Origin of the sequence: Pseudodesulfovibrio portus, from assembly GCF_026000375.1 — a bacterium.
Lineage (GTDB): Bacteria > Desulfobacterota > Desulfovibrionia > Desulfovibrionales > Desulfovibrionaceae > Pseudodesulfovibrio > Pseudodesulfovibrio portus.
Map to the genome: position 1 here is coordinate 3218064 of NZ_AP026708.1, position 21362 is coordinate 3239425.

Genomic DNA, 21362 nt, shown 5'->3' on the forward strand with positions numbered 1-21362 from the left:
ATGCCTATTTGACTGTATCTTTTGTTAAATCCATTCCTTGAGCTTGTCCTCGAACATGGTCTTGATTTCTTCCAGCCTTTCCGGGGTTTCGGCCTCGAAGCGGAGAACCAGAACGGGCTGGGTATTGGAGGCTCGGCACAACCCCCAGCCGTCAGGGAAGACTGCGCGCACGCCGTCGATGTCGATGGCTTCGAATTTGGAGCTGAAGTATTCGACGGCTTTGCCCACCACCTCGGTCTTGCGAGATTCCGGGCAGTCCACACGGATTTCCGGGGTGGAGTAGGTCTTGGGCCAGTTGAGCAGTGCGCTCATGGGCTTATCGGATTTGCTTACGATTTCCACGATGCGCAGGGCGGCGTAAGTGGCATCGTCAAAGCCGTAGTAGCGGTCGGCAAAGAACATGTGGCCGGACATCTCGCCCGCGAACTTGGCGTCTATCTCGCGCATGCGGGCCTTGATCAGCGAGTGGCCGGTTTTCCACATGACCGCGTCCCCGCCGTGTTTGCGGATGTCGTCGTACATGAGGTGCGAGCACTTGACCTCGCCGATGATCGACGCGCCGGGAAAGGCCTTGAGGATGTCCCGGGCGTAGATGGCCACCAACTGGTCGCCGAACATGAGGCCGCCTTTTTCCGTGATCACGCCGATGCGGTCGCCGTCGCCGTCCAGGCCGATGCCGAGGTCCGCCTTTTCAGCGAGCACCTTGTCGCGGAGCTGGGTCATGTTCTTTTCGATCACGGGGTCCGGGTGGTGATTGGGGAAGGTGCCGTCCGGCTCGCAGAACAGGCGGATGACTTCCGCCCCTGCCGCTTCCAGCGCATCGGCGGTCAGGGTGCCGCCCGTGCCGTTGCCGCCGTCCACAACCACCTTGACGGGCTTGGCCAGGGTCACGTCCGCAGAGAGTTCCTTGATGTAGGCGGGGATGACGTCCTTATTCGTGACTGTGCCGGTCCCTTCGGGGAAGTCGCCTTTTTCCATGATGGCGTACACGTCCTGGATTTCGTCGGAGTGGATGGTGGACTTGCCGGACCAGACCTTGAAGCCGTTGTATTCCGCAGGGTTGTGGCTGGCAGTGATCATGACGCCCGCGGTCTGCTTCAGGGTGGTGACCGCATAATAGAAAGCCGGGGAGGAAACCTGGCCGATGGCGATGACATCCACGCCGACGCTGTTCAGGCCGGCGGCCAACGCCTTGGAATAGGCGGGCGACGTCTGGCGGCAGTCATGGCCGACAACGGCGGTTTTCGAGCCTGCATTCAGGAAATAGGCCCCGCACGCCTTGCCGAGTCTCTCGACCCATTCTTCGTCGAAATCCTTGTCCACGATGCCCCGGATATCATACGTTCTGAAAATCTCCCGTGAGATCGATTTCATCCTCTTGTCTCCCTAAGTTGAGTATGCCGATAATCACCCCTGTCAATCACCGCTCTGTAGAGTCATACTGAAAAACTTCCGAGAAAGGAATGTTCGTTCTTCGGTGGGAAGTCGTTTTTCGGAATTGTTATGGCAGCTCGTGGATGTGTTGTCTCGTCAAGTTTGTTGTATTCGAGAGGGAGCACGTTTTTTGGTCGTAATGCCCGGTGGCGGTTTCGGTTGAGACTTGATGTCAGGAGGCGCCGGGCTGCTTGCACGGCATGATTCGTTGCTGTATGTGAGATGGGGTGTTTATCTTGAGATCATGCTGAGAACCTTTGACAAATGCGGACCTTGTCGGTTGTGGCGGGACTCCATGCGGGCCTTGCTCAAGCAGGGCGAACCCGTCAACGTGACCGTGGGCGGTTCCCCCGATAGTCTGCGCGGGGTGCTCAACAGGTAAGTCCGATTGTGTGTGAACGTGAAGAGGTATTGAATTTGCAGACGGTTAGGCTGAGGTAGCTGAGGCGTCAAATTGCTGAACGCGAGCGTGGAAACCATGATCGAATTTTCTGTCCAATCGGATTACCTGCGCCAGGTGCAGCGCACCTTTGGGGGCGGCGGGAATATGGACATTCTGGGGTATCTTTCCCAGGTGGTTCTGGTTGCCGTTCCCGTGGTCGCGGTCATGGTCCTGTGGAAATACAGGCACATGCTGGCGTTTGGCGTCGGCCATCTCGTGACCAATCTCGTTTCCAGCCGCAGCCATCGGATCATCGAGAACTATCTGGTCTCCAAGGGAGTCCTGCTGGACGTCTGTCTGTACACGCCCGAAGGGGTGGGCATGAAGATCTGCGACGCCCGGGTGAGAAGCGTGGTGCGCGGGCGGATGAACATGCAGCTGGTCAACGTCACTTCCGCAACCATGAAACTCAAGAATTCCCGCGTGATCTGTTTCGCCAAGCCCTTTTCCTATTCCGGCAGGCGGATCAATTCCTTCATCTCCTACATCAGCCACATGGACCGGCGCGGGGTGGTGCTCAAGGAATTGACCCTGCTTACGCCGATCCGCTACCAGTTCATTATCCGCCGTCGTCACGCCCGCCGCAGGGTGGCCGGAGAAGGGGCGGTCAGGGTCAAGGTGTGGAGCGGCCGCAAGGTCAATTCCTTCTGGATGACGCGGCCGGACATGCAGACCGTGAACAACCCCGCACTATATGGACGTGACACCCGGCTGGTGGTGGACAACATCTCCGCAGGCGGCCTGCGCATGTTCGTGCTCCATCCCAAGGGCGGGCTGCCGCCCATGCAGAAGGGCAACCAGCTGGTCCTGCGTGTTTCCATCTGGAATCCGAACACGAAGAAATTCACCTACTTCACGGCGTTGGGGACCATACGAAGCCGGTTCTCAGGCGCGGGCGGCGCCCTGGGCCTGGGAATTCAGTTCACGTCGGAAGGGGAAAAGGTGGGGAACCGTTATACCTGGCATACGGTAAAAGGCGAAATCAAGCCGCTGGCCAAATTCCTTGCCCAGTTGCAGGAATAGGGAGTCTAGGCTTCGCCCTTTTTCCGGCAGTCGGGGCAGACGCCGTACAGGTACATCTTGTGGCTGCACAGGGTGAAACCGTGCTCCCGGGCGATGGCTTCCTGCCTGCGTTCGATGGTCTCGTCCATGATCTCGATGTTTTTTCCGCACCGTTCGCAGATGAGGTGGTCGTGATGTTCCTTGCCGTAGCTCGGCTCATATCTGGTGACGCCATCGGCGAAATCCAGGGGTTCGACCAGGCCGGAGTCGCTGAGCAGCTTGAGGGTCCTGTACACGGTGGCCTGGCCGATGGACGGGTCTTTCTTCTTGACGCGCGCGTAGAGTTCCTCGGATGACACATGGTCCCCCTGCTTGAGCATGGTTTCCAGGATGAGCCGTCGCTGAGGAGTCATCTTGAGATTCTGGTCGGTCAGATAGTCTGAAAAGGCGTCTTGCGGGGTTTTCATGGTGTATCCCGTCGTTTTGCTTTTGGATTTCGTTGATACCTATTCTCATCTCATACGGTAAGCAGGAAAAGGTGTCAAACACTGGGAGCAATTTCTGGACAGCCCTTTGCACCTTGACAATCCGGTGCCGGGTTTCTACAACCATTTTCCCGCATTTCACCATGAACAATGCGGAATTCCCCACGGAGAGGTGGCAGAGTCCGGTTTAATGCGCTGGTCTTGAAAACCAGAGGCGGTGCAAGCCGTCCGGGGGTTCGAATCCCTCCCTCTCCGCCAGAAAAAAATACAGTCATTTCAAGCGTATGAACGCATGGGGTGGCTGTTTTTTATTCCCAGAATACAGTCGGAAATTGTGTGGGGTGTATGCCGCTATGCGAATAGTTCGTGCCAATTTCGTGGGACTGCGCGAGACGTCTATTGGAGAACCTCATCAGGCTGGTAAAGGCGGATAAAGGCATCCTGGGCTTTGTCGTGATCAATGTTTTCGAGAAGTCTCAAACTCCAAGTCAGGCCTGATGTCCGGCATTGCATGAAGCCCTGCCCCAGTCTTCTGAAGATGTTGCCCTTGAAGCGTTCCAGGTGTCCGCTCGGCAGATTGTTCGGGATCAATCCTACGAACAGGAATATGGCAGGGCATTTTTGGGCGATGGACAGGACTTCTTCGAACAGAGGGATTGCCCTGGCGTCATCCTTGACGAAAACCATGGTTTTCAAATTGTCTGCCCGGTCTGTTGCCGCAGGCGGGGGGATGATGTTTTCCCTGGGGGGATATCCTTTGGCGGCGAATGGCTCCAATTCGGACTCGGCTTCGACGGCGGTGGGCCGGTCAACGGGATCGGGGGCAAGGCATGCCGTGCAGAGTTTTCGTATGGAGGCTGGAGTGTCTTCGGTTCTCGGCAGCGTGTCGGGGAGAACCGAGCCCGGGAAGGTTGGTCGCAGGAAACGTTTCAAGGTCCCGAAGGCGCTTCTTCCGGTCAGGAGCAGATGCAGCAGCAATCCTAAGGCATAGATGTCATGCGCCTGCCCGCATTTCGAGTCTTGCAGTGACTCCGGCGAACAGTATTCCGGTGAAGTGGCGGTATAGGCGGAATCCTTCCAGAAGTCGTCCCACCAGTCGCAATGCGCCGAGCCGAAATCCGTGAGGGTGAGAGTCTCGCCGTCCAACCAGACAGCGGTCGGCGAAAGGTTGCGATGCCGGATGCCGGATATGTGCAGTTGCGAAATGCGCCGGGCCAGAATCGCGGCCATGCCGATGCGGTCATTCAGTGGCTGCGGTTTTTCCAGCCACTCGTGAAGGGAGGTGCCGTCAGGGAATGGGGATATGACTCCGCCCCGCCATTCTTCAACAGGCCATATGAAGCCGTCCGGAGGAGGAATGGCGATAAATCGCGCTTCATTCTGCCAGCGCAGGAATGCGTCGGTGTTCAGACTGTAGAATTGTTTGAGAAGATAATGTCTCGAGCGCCGCCGACCGAGGTGGTGAAGATTGTAGCGGCCCCGTTTGATCTGGCCGGTAATGAGGACGCCATGAATCGATTCCCCGGCGACGATCGGGTTGGGCAGGCTCTCTCTCAGCGCGATATTTTCCAAGGCGCTCCACATGGTTAACTCACATCGGTCCGGAGCATGGGTGGTGGGGATAAAGAGGGGAAGCGGCGACTCCGGGGTAATAGGGGAACCATGAAAACGGTAACTCATATTGTCCGGAGTGCCAACCTCATGGGACGGGAGGCGATGTCCCCGAGACCGAATCTTGGGGCGGATGATGGGAAATGCCTCCCGGGGCCGGGGGGCAGTCCGACCCCGGGAGGATTTTAGAATCCGGATTGGCTCTGGACGTCGGGTTCACGGTATTCACCGAAATCGTTGCGCTTCAATCCGGCGTAGATCAGGGCTGCCAAGGTGGTGCACATGAACGTTCCCAGCAGGACCGGGGAGGACCAGTCGATGTTCAGCCACCAATCGCCGGAGGTCTCGTGCATCACGGTCAGGAAGACGCCGGGCCATTCGTTGACCACGCCGATGTACTGGTAGAGCAGGGTGAAGCCCAGCGTAAGATAGGTGATGGCTCCCAGCCCCACGAAGAAGTGGCGGAACATGTTCTTGAGCAATTTGATGTCCATGGTGCCCCCTTATGCGCCGTAGTAGAACCAGCCCACACCCAGGATGAGGATGAGCAGGCATTCCAGCACGGTGAGCTTGAACATGAAGCCGCAGATCCGGCGTTGGGTCGGGTTCATGGTCAGCAGGATCTTGTTCATGAAGAAACGCCAGGTCCTGTGCTTGAGCGAGTCGGACTCATAGAGGCGATAGTACTCGCGCAGGCTCGGTAGCCAATACTGCATGGTGCGTTGGGCGTCTTCGACAGTGAAGGACGCGCCCCTGGCCGGGGTGATGGCAAAAGACACTGCCGTGTTCGTCCCCTTGTCGCAGGAGCGTGCCGACAGGGTCAGGCCGATCTCCGGGAACGCGGCCGTGAAGGTGCCGCCATCGCGTGAAAGCCTGGGCGCGACGTTGAATTCGCTCTCCACAAGCACATCTTCCACGGGGTAGGTCCCGTCAGAAAATTTGTCCATGTGCCAGTGCGGGTTGAGGCGCATCAGGGTCATGTTGCGGAGGGAATCCCAGAAATCGGGATTCCAGGCCAGGTTGGTCTCCATCCAAACGTTTGCGCGGGGAAGTTCTTCCGCCTCCACATGGGCGAGGTCTCTACGGTCTATGGTCTCAGTTGCATTGGTCATGGCGCCACCACCAGAGGGCATGGCATCTGCGGGTGCAGACGCTTGTTTTCGAAACGGTCCTTGAAGCCGGGAGCCTGGACTTTCTGCCAGGTGCCCATGATCGCCACGTCGGCACCGGTCTTTTCCGCCGCTTCGGCAAGCACCTCTTCGAGCTTGCCGCCCTTGCTGAGGAAGTCGATGTCGACGCCTTCGAAATCGGTCCGGACGCGGTTCCACACGGCATCGATCTCCTTGGCGATCTCTCCGGCTACGTAAGAGCCGAAGTTGTTGCGCGTGGTGGACGTGTTGAGCCAGTCGTCGCAGGTCATGTCGCCCCAGGCCTCGTTGATGATGGACAGGACGGTGACTTTTGCGCCGTAGGCGTCGGCCCATTGCCGGGCGAGTCGCTCAGCCTTGCGGGCTCCGGGGGTGCCGTGTGTGGCGAGAAGGATATGCTTCATGACGAAATTCTTTTTAATGGGTGCCGCAACCGGAGGAGGCACGGTGCCTCCTCCGGTTGCGGCGAGAGGAGTTTATGTGGTTACGCAATCCACTTGGTGAACAGCAGGACCAGGAAGGTTACCACGAGGACCAGACCCAGAGCGGTGAGGTCTTCGTTCTTTTCGGATGCGAAGACGGACAGTGCGCGTTCCTCGTTCTGTTCCTGATCGGACTTATCTATTTCGCAATTGACATCAGGCTGTGCCATTTTCTTTCTCCTTTAGTGAAGGACGACGTCTTTGACGAAGTACATGACGACGATGAAGGACAGGGTGGCCTTGGCCACACCGGAGATGCCGCCCATGACGAGAGGCCAGCCGCCGGCCTGGGCGAGGGACTTGCGGGTGATCTGCATTCCGAGACCGATGAGGCCGTATGCGAAGAACCAGATCATGCAGTCGGTCAGGGTGACGACGGTCTTGGACTTCTTGTGCACCTGCTTGACCGCGTGCTTGATGGCGGACGTCACGTCCTTGGAAATGGACAGCTCTCCGCCCTTGGCGCGGGCGAGCATGGATTCCAGGCCGGACATGCGCTGACGCGCGGTTGCATCGAATGCGGACTTGTTCTCGCGGTCTTCAAAGTTGCCGGCGATCTGATGCTGCTTGACGAGGTTGTCGAAGGCAGCCTGTTCATCGGCGTTGAGGCCGGGAATTCCTGCGGTTTGAGCCTGTTGCAGGATGGTCAGTTCCTCAGGGGTGACCTCGGTGCGCTGGTTGTAGCTGAAATCGAGGTACTTACCCTTGTAGTGGCCCGGAGGGGAGAAAACGCCCATGGAGGACATGAAGAAGAGCAGCAGGAAGCCCAGGATGAAGATGGGGAACTTGTCGATGACAACTTCCTTGAAGGACAGCTTCTGACCGGATGCCTTGCCGAACCAGGTGGCGAGCACCAGGACGATGATGGGCAGGAACAGGACACGGGTGATGTTGAAGATCTCGCCGACCTTCAGGGTCTTGATGTCCACGGCGTTGAAGGCAAGGCAGGCGGCAGCGACCTGAGCGGAGTTCAGGATGCCGGTGCCGGCCCATGCGCCGAATTGGGTGGCGTTCATGCCCGCAAGCTTGCCGATGGTCGGGAAGGCGAACATGCAGAGAATACCGAAGCCCAGGATGGTGCCGATGGTGTAGGCCATCTCGGAGCACTTGGCCTTGACGACCGGGGCGCATGCGACGGTTGCGGACACGCCGCACACGCCCATGCCTGCGGACAGGACGCCGGTCATGGTCTTGGGCTGCTTGAAGATCTTGCCCAGGAACAGGACGAAGAAAACGGTACCCAGGACGAAGAAACCGATCATCCAGACGGAGACCATGCCCAGCTTTGCCAGTTCGGCGAAGGAGTACCGGGCACCGAGCAGGATGACGCCCATCTTGAGGACGAAGCGGGCGGTCTTGACGCCGGAAGCGGCGAATTTGGGGATGCCCCAGCTGTTGGTGATGATGATGCCGACGATGATGCCGAGGACGACGTAGTTAAGATTAAGAACCTTGTAGATTGCGAAACCGAGAACGGGTGCCAGGGAGTCGCTCGCGATCTTGACCATCGGCTCCGCAAACCAGCGGATGCCCATGGCCAGGGCCAGAATGAACAGGATGCCCGGAATGGTTTCAAGGACGAAGACGTCCAGTTTGCCCATGGGCTTGTTCATTCGGGACTGGCGAATCAGTGCGGTGACAACGCCGAGACCGCCGCCGACGAAGCACATGGTTTCCATGAGCTCGATGGCTTTGTGAACCTTGAATGTGGTCAACAGACCGGTGAGCACTCCCGATGCTACGAGGGCACCCAAGATCAGCAGTATGCCACTGATGATCCAGGTGGGTGTATTGTCGGGGCGACCGACGGAAACATTTGCCATACCTAACCTCTCCTTGTGGGTTAATTTAAGTGAACAGGTGTTTCTGCTAAGGCAAGGCTCGTGCCAAATGGGTTGATTATGGCAACAGTCTGTATTTATTGTATTAAACAGCAAAGCGCTCTTTAGGTGTTGCAAACTTGAGTTTGCAGTTGCTAACCTTGGGTTTGCACCTTGGCCTCCAAGTGGGGACGGGTTGTACGCGAAGGCAAAAATGAGGTAGTGTCGGCCTTCTTTCCGCAGCTCGGGGCGGCACTGAAAGACTTAAAAGGGGACCCTGTCCCCGGAGCGATACATGGCGAATCTCGGACCGAAAAAACTCCAGGCCAAGTTCCTTGTGGGCCTTGGCACCATCGTTTTGCTGTTGGGCGTCTTCTTCGCCTCCAGCCTCTATTTCCATCTCTCGTCCCTGTTGGACACCCAGGTGCGCGAAAAGGCGGACCTCATGTTCGCCCAGGTGTCGAGCGTGCAGAGCTATGTGCGCGAGGTCCTGCGCCCGAAGATGTTTGCTTCCCTGCCGGATGACGAATTCATCATCGAGGCCATGTCTTCATCATATATGTCCCGCGCCATTATGGACCGGCTGGATTTGCCTCAGTCGGAATACCACTATCGCCGCGTGGCCGAGAACGCCCGCAACCCGCTCTACGAGATCAATCCCGAGGAAAAGGATCTGCTCGCCCTGTTCAGGGCCAATCCCGGCATGATGTACTGGGAGGGATACCGGCAGGTGAAGGGATCGGATTATTTCGTCAAGGCGCGCCCGGTCATCTTCAAACAGTCCTGCCTTACCTGTCACGGCGATCCGGTCGATTCCCCGCCGGTGCTCATCGAGCGGTACGGCGTGGACCACGGATTCGGCCATGAGCGCGACGCCCTGGACGGTCTGGTTGTCGTCGGTATCCCGGTGGAGCAGGCCGTGGCCCGCATCCGCGAGGCGACGATGGGTTACGCCGCTCTGTACGGCGCCGGGATGCTCATCTTCTTCGCTCTGGTACAGGCCTTTTTCAACCGGCTGATCATGACCAACCTGCGGCGGCTGACCGCGAAGTTCCGCAACCTGTTCGACGAAGAGCCGGAATTGCGGGTTTTGGAGAAGCTGAACCAGGAAGACGAGATCGAAGAAGTCGTGCAGGGGCTGGAGGAGCTTGGCGACCATCTTCATTCCGTTCACTCGCAGCTCCGGCAGCACTCCGAGAATCTGGAGGAGATGGTCGTGGTCCGGACCAGCGAGTTGCAGCAGGAAGCCGACGAGCGCCGTTCGGACGTGTCCCTGTTCGTTCAACTGTTGGACGGCCTGAACCGCAGCCACAACCGGCGCGAAATGTGGAAATACTCCCTGCCGCTGCTGGTGAAGCGCTTCAACGCCCGGTCCGCCGGATTCATCTGCATGTTCGCCTCGCGCGGTTATTACACTTACCCCGAGGGGCTGCCGCGCCCCGAGTTGCCGGAGAACTGGAAGGAGATCCTGGTGGATTCCCGGTCGTTCTACGAGGATAACCGTGCCTTCATACCGGTGGGCGCGTCCGATGAGTTCACCGAGGGCATACTGTATCTCGAATGGGAGCCGGAAACCCGCATCAAGGTCAAGGATCAGGACATTCTCCGCGCCCTTGGCCAGCAGCTCGGCATCGCCATGGAGAACCTGTCCGCCCTGAACAATCTGCTGCGGCAGAAGGACATGCTGCAGGGCATCGTCGAGGGTATCGGCGATCCGCTCCTGCTCATGGATGCGGGCGGCAACGTGGTCCTCGCCAACGAGGCCGCGCGCCGTCTCGCCAAGTCCCTGGACGGGTCCATGACCGACGAGGGGTGCGCCGCGCTCTTCAAGTCCGGCGGCTCGTTCGAGGAATTTCCCGTGCGGGCCGCCCAGAAGTCGGGGATGCTCATGTCCCACACGGTGGACGTGGGCGACCGCCACTTCGTCATCAGCATCTTCCCCATCGCGGGCGGCGAGTCAGGTGAAGGACAGGGCGTCGTCTACGTTCGCGACGTGACCCAGGAACGGCATATGCTGGAAACCATGCAGCAGAGCGAGAAACTGGCCACCGTGGGCCAGCTCGCAGCCGGTCTTGCCCACGAGATGAACAACCCGCTCGGCGTCATCAAATGCTACGCCGAGCTGCTCAAGACCTCGGTCCCCGGCCAGGAGATCAGGCCCGACGCCGAGATCATTCTCAAGCACGCCACCCAGGCGCAGAACGTCCTTCAGGATCTGCTTAATTTCGCCCGGCCCAAGCGGGCGGTCCAGGCCCGGCTCGACGTGGGCGGCGTGGTGGCGGACGCCATGTCCGTGTTCCGCGTGCAGGCCGACAAGAAGGGCGTGACCCTGCTCCTGACCGTGGGCGACGGGTTGCCGGACGTCATGGCCAACGAGCAGTACGTGGAACAGATCATCGCCAACCTGCTCAAGAACGCCCTGGACGCCGTGGTTTCCGAAACGGGCCGCATCGAGGTGGGGGCCGAGCTCGACGCCAAGGCGGGCATGGTGGTCCTCCGGGTGGCTGACAATGGCCCGGGCGTGCCGGAAGAGCATCTCAAGTCCCTGTTCGATCCCTTCTTCTCCACCAAGGAAGTGGGTGAGGGGACCGGGCTGGGGCTGGCCGTGGTCTATGGGCTCGTCCAGGAGATGGGCGGGGCGATCCGCGTAGGAAACCATGGCGGCGCTGTGTTCGAGATCCGGCTGCCCGTGGACGAAACCCAATCGGGGGGAGGTGAGGAATGAGCCGCCAGGTAGGCATCTTGCTTGTCGACGATGAGAAGGACTTTGCCGTGGGGCTGGCCCGTCTTCTGGGACGACGTTTCCCCGAGGAGCGCATCAAGGCCGTGAATTCCGGCGACGATGCGCTCCGGGAACTCGCGCGCGAGTCCTACGGCCTGCTGCTCACCGACCTGAACATGCCCGGCATGGACGGCGCGGAGCTGCTGCGCCAGGCCAGGGCGGCCAAGCCCGACCTGAGCGTCGTCATACTCACGGCCTACGGCACCGTGCCCACGGCCGTGGACGCCCTCAAGGACGGCGCCTACGACTTTCTGGTCAAGCCGGTGGAGCCGGACGCCCTGTTTCAGGTGGTGGAGCGCGGCCTGGAACGCAGTTCCCTGTTGAGCGAGAACTCCCGTTTGCAGGAACTGGTTGCCCGCCAGTGCGGGGCCAACGAGCTGGTCGGGGATTCCCTGGCCATCCGCCGCCTGAAGGAGAGCGTGGCCGCCGTGTCCGAGTCGGACTACACCGTACTCGTGCGGGGCGAATCGGGCACCGGCAAGGAACTGGTGGCCCGCACCATCCACCGGCTCAGCGGCAGGCGCAAGGGCCCCATGCTCATGGTCAACTGCCCGGCCATCCCGGACCAGTTGCTTGAGAGCGAGTTGTTCGGCCACGTCAAGGGTGCGTTCACGGGTGCCGACCGCGACCGCAAGGGCATATTCGTCTCCGCCAACGGGGGCACGCTCATGCTGGACGAGATCGGCGACGTGTCGCCCGCCATCCAGACCAAACTGCTGCGCGTGCTGCAGGAGGGGGAGGTCCGTCCCGTGGGGTCGAGCAAAACCTTTCCGGTCGATGTGCGCATCATCGCCTCCACCAATCAGCCCCTGGAAGAGAAGATCAAGGACAACACGTTTCGCGAGGATCTTTACTACCGCCTCAATGTCCTGACGCTGAACGTTCCGGCCCTGCGGGAGCGGAGTGAGGATATCCCCGTGCTTGCCCACTATTTCCTTGAAAAGGCGTGCGAGGAGATGAAGGTGTGTCCCAAATTCTTCAATCCCGACGGAGTGGCCTATCTCTCCACAAAAAGCTGGCCGGGCAATGTCCGCGAGTTGCAGAATTTCATTCGAAGGCTGGCCGTGTTCTCTGCCGGAGAATCCCTCGAGTTGGGCCACATCAAATTGGTGGAGAAGCTGAACGGTGCGCCGGGCGACAAAGATGAACCGGAGGTGATGCTCTTCAAGGACGCCAAGGAAAAGATCATAGACGACTTCACCCGCGCCTATGTCGAGGAGTTGTTGGCGAACACCCGCGGCAATGTCTCACAGGCTGCCAGAGAGAGCGGCTTGTCCCGTGTCGCCCTGCAAAAGATACTCAAACGGCTGGAGATCGATGCCGGTCACTTCAAGTAGCCATGTGAATGGCCGATACAGTTCGTTCATAAATGATTCCAGAGTGTTGTGATTTTGAGGTGATATGGTGCAACCGGATGGAATGAATCCCTCCCTCCCCGCCGGGGATGAGTAAAGGCCTGCCTCAACCGAGACAGGCCTTTTTTCGTGTGGTTCTCGTTGTGGTCAGCGTCTTTTGTTGCGCAGGCCGGCGAGGCCGATCAGGCCGGAGGCGAGGAGCCAGATGGCGCCGGGGACGGGGGCGGCGTTGAGGTGTTGCGCTCCCGTGACTTCCGTGAGGCTCATGGTGTTAAAGAAATCATTGGAGAAGGAGTCGACCTCGCTCCCGCCCCACAGGATGCTGCCGTAGCCGGTCCCCAACTTGAGACCGAGGACAAAATCCGTTCCGGCAGCCAAATTGAGATTCAGCGTGTACGAATTGTCGACGGCCATGCTCCCGGCAGATGTCAACTGTGTCGTCAGTTCATTTATGGTGTTGTTCTCGACAAAGTTCCACTGCGTGCCGTCGTAGGCATAGAGGGAATAGACCAAATCCTGGCCGACGCTGTAAAAGCCGCCCGGTTCGGTAGGCGTCCCCATCTGCAGGGAGCCTTCGATGTCGATTTGAAATGATTGGGTGTTCCCGGTGGCTCTGTAGGCCTGATACAATCCGGCATAGGCCCAGGAGGTATAGTCATCCAGGACGTTGCTCCCGGCGCTGGAAACGCCCAACTGGTTGGTGCCGGCCTTGAAGGAGCGCGCGACGTTGTACCCATTGTTTGGGTCGGTTCGTTGGATGGCGGATGAAGATCGGTTGGCCGCGTATACCTCGTCCTCGACCCAGAACACGTCATCATACCCGATATAGTCCGGTGTGTAGGAGGTTACGGCAAACGCATTGCCGGCCAGGCCGATCACCAAGACTACAGCCGCTACAAACATCAAAATGCATTTCGGATGTCTAGACATAAGTCCCTTCCCTGAACTTGAATTAACGGCCTTCATTCTGCGGATGAGTCTATGGACACTTGCCACAGCCTGAAAGGCTCTTTTCCCGCCTATTCCCGCCAAATTTATTCAAAGTGCAGAGTGCACTGCGATATCCGAGAGCTTGCGCCCTCGATATGGTCAGAGCATTTTTCCGCGCAGTCCGGCGAGGCCGATCAGGCCGGAAGCGAGGAGCCAGATGGCGCCGGGTACGGGCGTGATCTGCGGCCTGGTGGACGTCCCCTGAAGAAAGGTCGGGTCAAGGTGCATGTCGGTGGAGCGGTAATAGGAGAGGTCGGAGCGGGACTCGCCCCAGAGTTCGTGATTGAGGCGGGCGGTTTCCCCCGGTTCGAACATGAAGGTGAAGGAGTCGAGGACGATGGAATTGCCTGTTGCCCCAAGGGCCACCACATCGTTGCCGGGATAATTGTTTAGGGCCGTGTGGATCTCTGTGTAATCACCCACGGCGCTGGGAGTGTAGTATGGCGCTTGCAGATTCCCGCCCACATACTCTGCGTAATAGTATGTCGTGTACGGGGTGTTGGACGGGTACTCCGCGACCACGCCGGTGGTGGTGATTACCATCTTGTACGCATAGCTGGAGAAGATGTCGGTATCCACCCCGATATACATGGTCAGGGGGTCGCCGACAGCGTAGTCGAGCGGAGCCTCTGCGTCTTCGTAGAGGGAAGTGACCGTCCCGACGAGTTTGTAGTACTGGATGGCGGCATTTGCCGATGGGGCAAAGGCTATGACTGCGATCAGCAACAGGCTGGTGAAAACGATCCTGCGCATGGTTGTTCCTCCCCGGCTGCTTAATTCATTGCATTCGCCGACATGGGGCAGGCATGCTTCCACGGCCACGCCACCAAGTCTCCGCACCATGCAGACGGCGTGGTGCGGCACATAATGATTCGTTATGGCAACCCCCTCAAAGGTGTTGATTGGTTGATTCAAGCAAAAAATATGCAAGTTTATTCATTTTGAGTGGTTGTATTAAGCCTCAAACAGAATAAACTTCGTTTTCCGTTTTTTTCGGATTTCCGACCGTCGGGAACGGGCGAGGAAAAGGAAAGGGCTCGCCTCATCCGAAGCAAGCCCCTTTCTTTTTTATTGCCGCAGGATCAGCTCCAGCGAATCAAACGGGTGTCCCACTTGCCGGACAGGCCGGGGTGGGTGGGCAGGACGCGGACGCCGTAGCGGACCTGCCCCGAGGTGGCCGGGGAGTAATTCGCCCTGAATTCCAGTATGTTTCCTTCGGTGTGCTTGAGCTTCATGGGGATGGCGTCGATGATCACCTCGTCGTTGGGGGTGGAGACCACCAGCTCGGCGAGGACTTCCTCGTCCAGGAGTTGGCCTCTGTCCACCTTGGCGGTGACCGTCAGTTGGCTGCCGAGTTTGAAGACGTCGCCGTGGAGGCCGTCCACGTGGACGTCCCGGATGGTGACCGTGGAGAATCGGCCGGGAATGCGCTTGCGCCACTCGCCGATCTCCTGGGCCAGGAGGTAGTTGTCCTTGTTCCTGCGGGCGGACAGGGCAATGGCCGGGGTGTACATGTCCCCGATGTAGTCGTGGACCATGCGGTGGGTGGAGTACTGGCGGAAGGCTGTTTTCATGGAGTCCTTCATGCGGCTCAGCCAGGAGTGGGGAATGCCGCCGTCCCGGTTGTAGAACTCGGGCACGACCTCCGTCTCCAGGGTCGCGTAGAGGTTGTCCGCGTCCACGATGTCCTGGTTGACCTGGCTCTCGTAGGTCAGGCCGCTGCCCACGGCCCAGCCGTTCCGGCCGTCAAAGGCCTCGTCCCACCAGCCGTCCAGGATGGAGCAGTTGGGCACGCCGTTGGCCGCGGCCTTCATCCCGCTGGTGCCGCTTGCCTCCATGAGTCTGGTCGGGTTGTTCAGCCAGACGTCCGCGCCGGACACGAGCAGACGGGCCAGGCGGATGTCGTAGCTTTCCAGGAAGATGACCCGGCCCAGGAAGTCGTCCTGCTTGGCCAGTCGGCAGATGAGGTTGATGAAGCTCGCGCCCAGGGTGTCCGCCGGGTGCGACTTGCCCGCGAAGATGACGTTCACCGGTCGCTCGCCGCACAGGATTTCCTTGGCCCGCTGCAGGTTGTGGAAGAGCAGCGTGGGGCGCTTGTAGGCCGTGCAGCGCCGGGCGAAGCACAGGGTCAGGTGGTCGGGGTTCAGGGCGTCGAGGAAGGCCTTGAGCCGGTTGGGCGGTTCGCCCTCCCGGGTCCACTGGGTCGAGATGGAGCGGCGCACTTCGTCGTAGAGGCGATGTTTCAGGGCGACGTGGGTGTCCCAAAGACGGTGGTCGTCCAGACCGTCCAGGCAGTTCCAGTCGTTCCCGTCCAGCAGCGTCTGATGCACCGAAAGGGAGCAGGACTCCTCGATGTCGTGGCGCAGCCGTTCGTCCAGCCAGGATGTGATGTGGACCCCGTTGGTGATGTGCCCCACCGGGATCTCCCCGAGCAGGAAGCCCCGCCACAGGTCCATCCACATGCGGCGGGACACGTCGCCGTGCAGCCTGCTGACCCCGTTGCGGATGCAGGAAAGCTGCAGGGCGAGCACGGTCATGTTCAGGTGGTCCGCCTCTTCGGCGTAGATGTGTCCCAGATTCCACAGGGCGTCCCAGGGGATGCCCATCTCGGCGGCGTAGCCCCGGAAGTAGTTCTCCACCAGGGACTTCTCGAACCGTTCGTTGCCCGCCGGAACCGGCGTGTGCATGGTGAAGACCGTGGAGCCGCGCACGACTTCCTTGGCAGTGGCGAAATCCACGCCGTCGATGAGCATGAGCTGGCGGATGCGTTCGAACAGCAGGAAGGCGGAATGGCCTTCGTTGAGGTGGTAGATGGCCGGCTCCATGTTCAGGGCCTTGAGCAGCCGGACGCCGCCCACGCCGAGGATGATCTCCTGTTCGATGCGGCCCTTGGAAGAGGGATCGTAGAGCCGGGACGTGATGTCGCGGTCGGAGCGGGAGTTCTCCACCACATCCGTGTCCAGCAGGTACAGGATGGCCCGGCCGACCTTGATTTCCCAGATCTGGGCGTACACGGTCCGTCCCGGCAGATCCAGGGCGAGGAGCAGCTTGTCCGCGTCGCCGTTGTGCAGCGGGGTGACGGGCATGGTGGCGAAGTTGTTTTCCCGGTATTCCACGACCTGGTCGCCGTTGCCGTTGATCCGTTGGTGGAAGAAGCCGTTTTTGTAGAGCAGCGAGACGCCGATGAAGGGCAGGTTCAGGTCGCTGGCAGACTTGATGTGGTCGCCGGCCAACAGGCCGAGGCCGCCCGAGTAGATGGGAATGGACTCGTGCAGTCCGAACTCCATGGAGAAGTATGAGATGGGATGATCCCAGGTTATACCCTGGACATCCGCATGGTTCCTTGCGGCCATGTACTCGTCGAAACGGGCCATGACGCCCGCGAACCGGGCCATGAACTCCGAGTCCTCGGCCAGTTGGTTGAGGCGTTCCTGGTCCATGGTGTCCAGCAGGAGCGTCGGGTTGTGCCCGCACTCCTCCCATTTGTGTCCGCCCATCCACTCGAAGAGTTCCTGGGAATCACGGTGCCATACCCACCAGAGATTGTCGGCCAGTTCGCGCAGCCGGGCCAGGGCCGGTGGCAGTTCGGTGACCACCATGAAGGACCGGAGTCGGGGCTGGGTCGTGTTGACGCCGCTGAAGGAGACCATCTTGCCGGGTGCGGCTTCCATGCGCTGCACTCCGGCGATCCGCTCGGTGCGGATGTTCGCCGCGTATTCGTAGGCTTCGATGTAGCGCGGGTAGAAGTGGATCCACGTCGTTTCCTCGGCGATCCGGCGCGCGTCGGCGCTGCGGTCGGCCCGCTCCTTGGGCGACCATCTGGTGAAGTCGTCAAGGTAGTGTGCCAGCTTGCGGCGGGCCGTGTCGTAGTCTTCCTCCAACCGCTTGAGGACCTGGACGCCCGGTGTGCCTTGCGGGTGCATCTCCATGACCCACTGGCCGAATCCGGCCCGGTCGGCGGTGACGGTGGGCACGGCAAAGGCCGCGCTTTCCATGGGAGTGTAGCCCCACGGCTCGTAGAACGACGGGAACACGGTCAGGTCCATGCCCGCCAGGGCGTCGTAGTATTCCAGGTTGAGGATACCGTCGTTGCCGTCGAGATAGACCGGTATGAAGATGACGCAGCATCGCTTTCCGGCGGTGTTGTCCAGATGCCGTTCGCGGCAGCGTTGCACGATGGGGTCGTGTTCGGCGTCACCCAGGTGGTGGGTGGCGATTCCCGCGTATTTTTCGATGTCGTAGCGTTCCTTCTTCAGCCTTCGGCGCGCCTCGTCGCTGAGGCCCGCGTATCCGCAACTGACCAGCAGGAAGGTCACCACCGTGACGTCGGCGTCCGCCTTGGTCAGGGCTTCGTTCAGGTCGGACAGGCTGTCCAGGAGCAGGTCGATGCCCTTGTTGTGGAATTCGTATCGGCCGCTGGTGGCCACCAGAAGGGTCTTGTCCGGCTTCAGGTCGCGTTCAAGGAATCGTGAGGCCAGGTCCAGGAGCAGCTCCCGGGAGGATGCCCGGGTCTTCTTCACCTCGGCGGGATCGGCGAACCCTTCGAGGTTGAAGCCGTTGACCGTCACGACCTCGGGGTTGGTGCCCAGCAGATTGGCGGCTTCCCGCCGGGTGATGTTGGACACGGTGGTGAAACAGTCCGCCTCGCGGGCCGAGACCGATTCCATGGAATGCTTGGCCGTGACGTCGAAGACCTTGGCCTCCTGCGACGGTTCAATTTCCTCCAGCCGCTCGTAGATGTCCACGCCGGAACCGGACATGGCCCTGCCGAGCATGGTGGCGTGGGTGGTGAGGACGGTACATACGCTGGGCGCGTGTTTCTTGAGATGGAGGACGCCTGCGCCGGACATCCATTCGTGGAAGTGGGCGAAGATGTCGGCGGATTCCATGTCGTCGCTGACTTCCTTGACGACCATGGCGGCGGCGGTGCTGAACAGGACGGGCTCGATGTAGTCCCAGGAGCCGGACATGGAATCCACGCCGAAGTCGTTCCAGAGCTGGAAGAGGAGCTTTTCGTGGCTGGGGATCGCATTCTGGAAGCCGATGAGCCAGGCCAAAGGCTTGCCGGGCACGTCCCACCGTCCCACTGCGATGTGAATTCCCATGTTTTCCAATCGCTCCAGCGAGGGCTTCAGGTCCTTGGGCGGATCGCAGGGCTCGAATCCCGGATTGCGGTCGAGCAGCGGCCCCAGGGCGATGTAGCGGTCCTCAAAGGCAAGCATGGCCTGCGCGGCCTTGCTTCCAATAACCGTATGGATGCCGCCGACCTTGTTGCAGACTTCCCAGGAGATTTCAAAAAGCCAACTGTTATCCATGGGTGTTCTCCTCGTCGGATGCTTTCGTGTTCTCGTTGAGCCTGAGCGTCAGGTCATTGAGCGCATTCATGTAGGTGATGAACGCCTGGTGAGGGGTCTCGAAGGGGTTGAAATACTTGTGTACGTCCCCGTCGGAGAACCATTTCGTGCACATGTAATAGAAGTGGTCGCTGGTGAGCAGCTCCCGCCATGTGTTGATGAGCTCTTCGTCGCCCGAGGCCAGCACCCTGGCCTCCAGGCCGTATGCCAGCTCTGCCGCCTGGTCCTGCATGGGGTTGCCGAGCCAGGCCGAGACGTCGCGTTCGAGGTCCGCCCAGGATGTGAAATAGGGCACGTCGAGTTGGGCCATGGGGTCGAGCTTGGCGGCCGCTTCGGCCGGGGTCCGGAAGACGAAGTCCTTGTGGGCCATGACGGCCCGGGGCAGGTCGCGGAAGAAGTGGAAGATGCCCGTGTCCTCCCATTGGTGTTCGCCGATGGTCTCGTAGTCCATGAACAGGTTGATCACCTCGCCACCGCCGGCGATGGCGTGGACCCAGCGGGTGAATTTGTCCGTGGTCACGGGCCACTGATCCCAGTTGCGGTCCGAGAAGCGGAAGGCCACGTCGTCGGACAGCCGGTAGTTCTTGAGCAGGGCCTTGAGCTTGGAGCATCCGGCGGGCTGGTACACGTAGTTGGGGGAACGCCAGCCCAGCACCTGGTCGGCGCCTTCGGCCAGGATGGCCTTGTAGCCCATCTTCTCGATCTCCAGAGCCAGGGCGTTGCTGTAGATGAGCTCGGTGTTGCGGAAGGTCACGGGCGCGACGCCGAAGTGCTCCTTGAGCGCGGCCTCGTGCATCTTCACCTGCCGCCGGAATTCCTCCCTGGAGAAGAGAAAGGCCAGGGAATGGTAGTGGGTTTCCCCGATGAACTCCACGCAGCCGGTGTCGGCCAGCTCCCGGAACGATTCGAGCACCTCCGGGCAGTATTGTTGGAACTGGCGCAGGGCCACGCCGGTGATGGCGTAGGCGATGCGGAAGTCTCCCTTGAACTCGTTGATCAGGTCGAGCATCATCCGGTTGGCGGGCAGGTAGCACTTGTTGGCCACCTTGTGCAGGATGTCCCGGTTGGCCGCCTCATCCAGATAGTTGTGGCGCTTGCCCATGTCGAAGAAGGTGTACTTCTGGTCGAGGCGCATGGGCTGGTGGACCTGGAAGTAGAAGCAGACGGATATCATCGGGCGCCCCCTGTCAGTTCGCGGTAGACGGTCAGCAGTTTTTCCGCAGCCTGTTCCCATTGGATCTTTTTGAGAACCTCGCGACCGCTCTTGATCAAACGGTCGGCCCGTTCCTCGTTGCAGAGGATGTCCAGTATCTCGTCGGCCAGGCGGTCCACGTCCCAGAAGTCGACCTTGACCGCGTCGTCGAGTATCTCGGCCACGCCGGATTGCTTGGAGACGATGGACGGCACGTCGTAGACGATGGCTTCCAGGGGCGTGATGCCGAAGGGCTCGGACACGCTGGGCATGACGTACAGGTCGCTCATGGCGTAGATGCGTTCCACGTCGGCTCCGCGCACGAAGCCGAGGAAGTGGAACTTGTCGGCCATGCGCAGCTCGGCCATACGTTCCACCATGCGGGGGAACATGTCGCCGAAACCGGCCATGGCGAAGCGGACGTTCGGGTTCTTTTTGAGCACCCTGGCTGCGGCCTCGACGAAATAGTCCGGTCCCTTCTGGAAGGTGATGCGGCCCAGGAAGAGGACCAGTTTCTCCTTGAAGGGCTTTTCGATGCGCATCTGGCCTATGCGCCGCTCCTTGGAGACGGCGTTGTGGACCACGGTGATCTTGGCCGGGTCGATGGAATACCGTTTTATGATGGTGTCCCTGGTGTAGTGACTGACGGCCACGATGCGGTCGGCGGCCTCGAATCCCGCCCGTTCGATCTCGTATACCTGCTGGTTGATGTGTTCGCCGCTGCGGTCGAACTCCAGCGCGTGGGCGTGGATCACCAGCGGCTTGCCCGAAACCCTCTTCGCCTCGATGCCCGCCGGGGCGGTCATCCAGTCGTGGGCGTGGATGACGTCGAATTTCTCATGGGCCGCCAGGTGGGCGCCCACCAGGCTGTAGCGGACGATCTCGGCCATCAGGTTGCTGCCGTACCCGCCCGCGAAGTCGTTCTGCAGCTCCCCGAAGATGTCGGCGGCGGTGACGCGCTCGTCCTTTTCCAGGATGGAGCGGTATTCCTTTTCGGTCAGATAGGGGCGCAGCGGCGACAGCACCTCGAGCACGGACACGCGCTCCTGCAGCTCCAGAATCTCCGAGATGCCCACTTTCGCCCGGACCCGGTTCGCTCCCATGAGGGTCAGGTGTTTGCCTTCCTCGTCGGAATCGAGCCGAGGCAGGACAAACATGATTTCCGTGCCGAAGCTGGCCAGCCCCTTTGTCAGCCCGAGGCAGGCCGTGCCCAGCCCGCCGGAAATGTACGGTGGGAATTCCCACCCGAACATGAGTACGCGCAT

Annotated in this window: 17 protein-coding genes and 1 tRNA gene; 5 read left to right on the top strand and 13 right to left on the bottom strand. The window is 60.2% G+C overall.

Going from position 1 to position 21362, the window contains the following annotated elements:
- Nucleotides 1–24 precede the first annotated feature (24 nt).
- The gene (locus OO730_RS15410) at nt 25–1374 is read right to left on the bottom strand and encodes a phosphomannomutase/phosphoglucomutase (protein ID WP_264982375.1); all 1350 of its coding nucleotides are present in this window, start codon (nt 1372–1374) and stop codon (nt 25–27) included.
- Between the two features lie 304 nt (nt 1375–1678).
- Here OO730_RS15410 and OO730_RS15415 point away from each other — a divergent pair, with 304 nt between their 5' ends.
- Both OO730_RS15415 and OO730_RS15420 read left to right on the top strand, forming a co-directional pair.
- Nucleotides 1679–1816, top strand: a complete 138-nt coding sequence (locus OO730_RS15415) for a hypothetical protein (protein WP_264982376.1) — start codon at nt 1679–1681, stop codon at nt 1814–1816.
- Between the two features lie 96 nt (nt 1817–1912).
- Nucleotides 1913–2899 carry a hypothetical protein gene (locus tag OO730_RS15420; RefSeq protein ID WP_264982377.1) on the top strand — a complete coding sequence of 329 codons (987 nt, stop codon included), beginning with the start codon at nt 1913–1915 and terminating at the stop codon, nt 2897–2899.
- A 5-nt stretch (nt 2900–2904) separates the two neighbouring features.
- On the opposite strand, the gene OO730_RS15425 is transcribed toward OO730_RS15420, so the two are convergent.
- Nucleotides 2905–3345, bottom strand: a complete 441-nt coding sequence (locus OO730_RS15425; protein WP_264982378.1) for a Fur family transcriptional regulator — start codon at nt 3343–3345, stop codon at nt 2905–2907.
- Between the two features lie 184 nt (nt 3346–3529).
- Here OO730_RS15425 and OO730_RS15430 point away from each other — a divergent pair.
- Nucleotides 3530–3621 (top strand) — tRNA-Ser (locus OO730_RS15430).
- 138 nt (nt 3622–3759) lie between these two features.
- On the opposite strand, the gene OO730_RS15435 is transcribed toward OO730_RS15430, so the two are convergent.
- The 6 genes from OO730_RS15435 to OO730_RS15460 form a co-directional block, all read right to left on the bottom strand.
- Nucleotides 3760–4935, bottom strand: a complete 1176-nt coding sequence (locus tag OO730_RS15435; protein WP_264982380.1) for a protein kinase domain-containing protein — start codon at nt 4933–4935, stop codon at nt 3760–3762.
- Nucleotides 4936–5159: 224 nt separating this feature from the next.
- Nucleotides 5160–5468 (bottom strand): hypothetical protein, encoded by a 309-nt coding sequence (locus tag OO730_RS15440; protein WP_264982381.1) that lies wholly within the window; start codon nt 5466–5468, stop codon nt 5160–5162.
- 9 nt (nt 5469–5477) lie between these two features.
- The gene (locus tag OO730_RS15445; RefSeq protein ID WP_264982383.1) at nt 5478–6086 is read right to left on the bottom strand and encodes a hypothetical protein; all 609 of its coding nucleotides are present in this window, start codon (nt 6084–6086) and stop codon (nt 5478–5480) included.
- Nucleotides 6083–6526 (bottom strand): universal stress protein, encoded by a 444-nt coding sequence (locus OO730_RS15450; protein WP_264982384.1) that lies wholly within the window; start codon nt 6524–6526, stop codon nt 6083–6085. The genes OO730_RS15445 and OO730_RS15450 overlap by 4 nt, the downstream gene beginning before the upstream one ends.
- An 80-nt stretch (nt 6527–6606) precedes the next feature.
- A complete protein-coding gene (locus OO730_RS15455; RefSeq protein ID WP_264982385.1) occupies nt 6607–6774 on the bottom strand; it encodes a hypothetical protein in 168 nt (55 codons plus the stop codon).
- Between the two features lie 12 nt (nt 6775–6786).
- Complete coding sequence (locus OO730_RS15460) at nt 6787–8427, bottom strand: YeiH family protein (RefSeq protein ID WP_264982386.1); 1641 nt, start codon at nt 8425–8427, stop codon at nt 6787–6789.
- Between the two features lie 292 nt (nt 8428–8719).
- Here OO730_RS15460 and OO730_RS15465 point away from each other — a divergent pair, with 292 nt between their 5' ends.
- The gene (locus tag OO730_RS15465) at nt 8720–11149 is read left to right on the top strand and encodes a c-type heme family protein (RefSeq protein WP_264982387.1); all 2430 of its coding nucleotides are present in this window, start codon (nt 8720–8722) and stop codon (nt 11147–11149) included.
- Nucleotides 11146–12543 carry a sigma-54-dependent transcriptional regulator gene (locus OO730_RS15470; protein ID WP_264982388.1) on the top strand — a complete coding sequence of 466 codons (1398 nt, stop codon included), beginning with the start codon at nt 11146–11148 and terminating at the stop codon, nt 12541–12543. The genes OO730_RS15465 and OO730_RS15470 overlap by 4 nt, the downstream gene beginning before the upstream one ends.
- A gap of 165 nt (nt 12544–12708) precedes the next feature.
- Here the strand turns inward: OO730_RS15470 and OO730_RS15475 are convergent, their stop codons facing one another.
- From OO730_RS15475 to OO730_RS15495, 5 genes are all read right to left on the bottom strand, one after another.
- Nucleotides 12709–13491: a VPLPA-CTERM sorting domain-containing protein gene (locus OO730_RS15475; RefSeq protein ID WP_264982389.1), complete on the bottom strand. Its 783-nt coding sequence runs from the start codon at nt 13489–13491 to the stop codon at nt 12709–12711.
- Nucleotides 13492–13650: 159 nt separating this feature from the next.
- A complete protein-coding gene (locus tag OO730_RS15480) occupies nt 13651–14304 on the bottom strand; it encodes a VPLPA-CTERM sorting domain-containing protein (RefSeq protein WP_264982390.1) in 654 nt (217 codons plus the stop codon).
- Nucleotides 14305–14633: 329 nt separating this feature from the next.
- Entirely contained in the window at nt 14634–18866 is a 4233-nt protein-coding gene (glgP, locus tag OO730_RS15485) for an alpha-glucan family phosphorylase (RefSeq protein ID WP_264982391.1), read from the bottom strand.
- Complete coding sequence (locus OO730_RS15490) at nt 18859–20079, bottom strand: glycoside hydrolase family 57 protein (protein WP_264982392.1); 1221 nt, start codon at nt 20077–20079, stop codon at nt 18859–18861. Before OO730_RS15490 ends, glgP begins: the two co-directional genes overlap by 8 nt.
- Nucleotides 20076–21362, bottom strand: coding sequence for a glycosyltransferase family 4 protein (locus tag OO730_RS15495; protein WP_264982393.1), 1287 nt, complete (start codon nt 21360–21362; stop codon nt 20076–20078). The genes OO730_RS15490 and OO730_RS15495 overlap by 4 nt, the downstream gene beginning before the upstream one ends.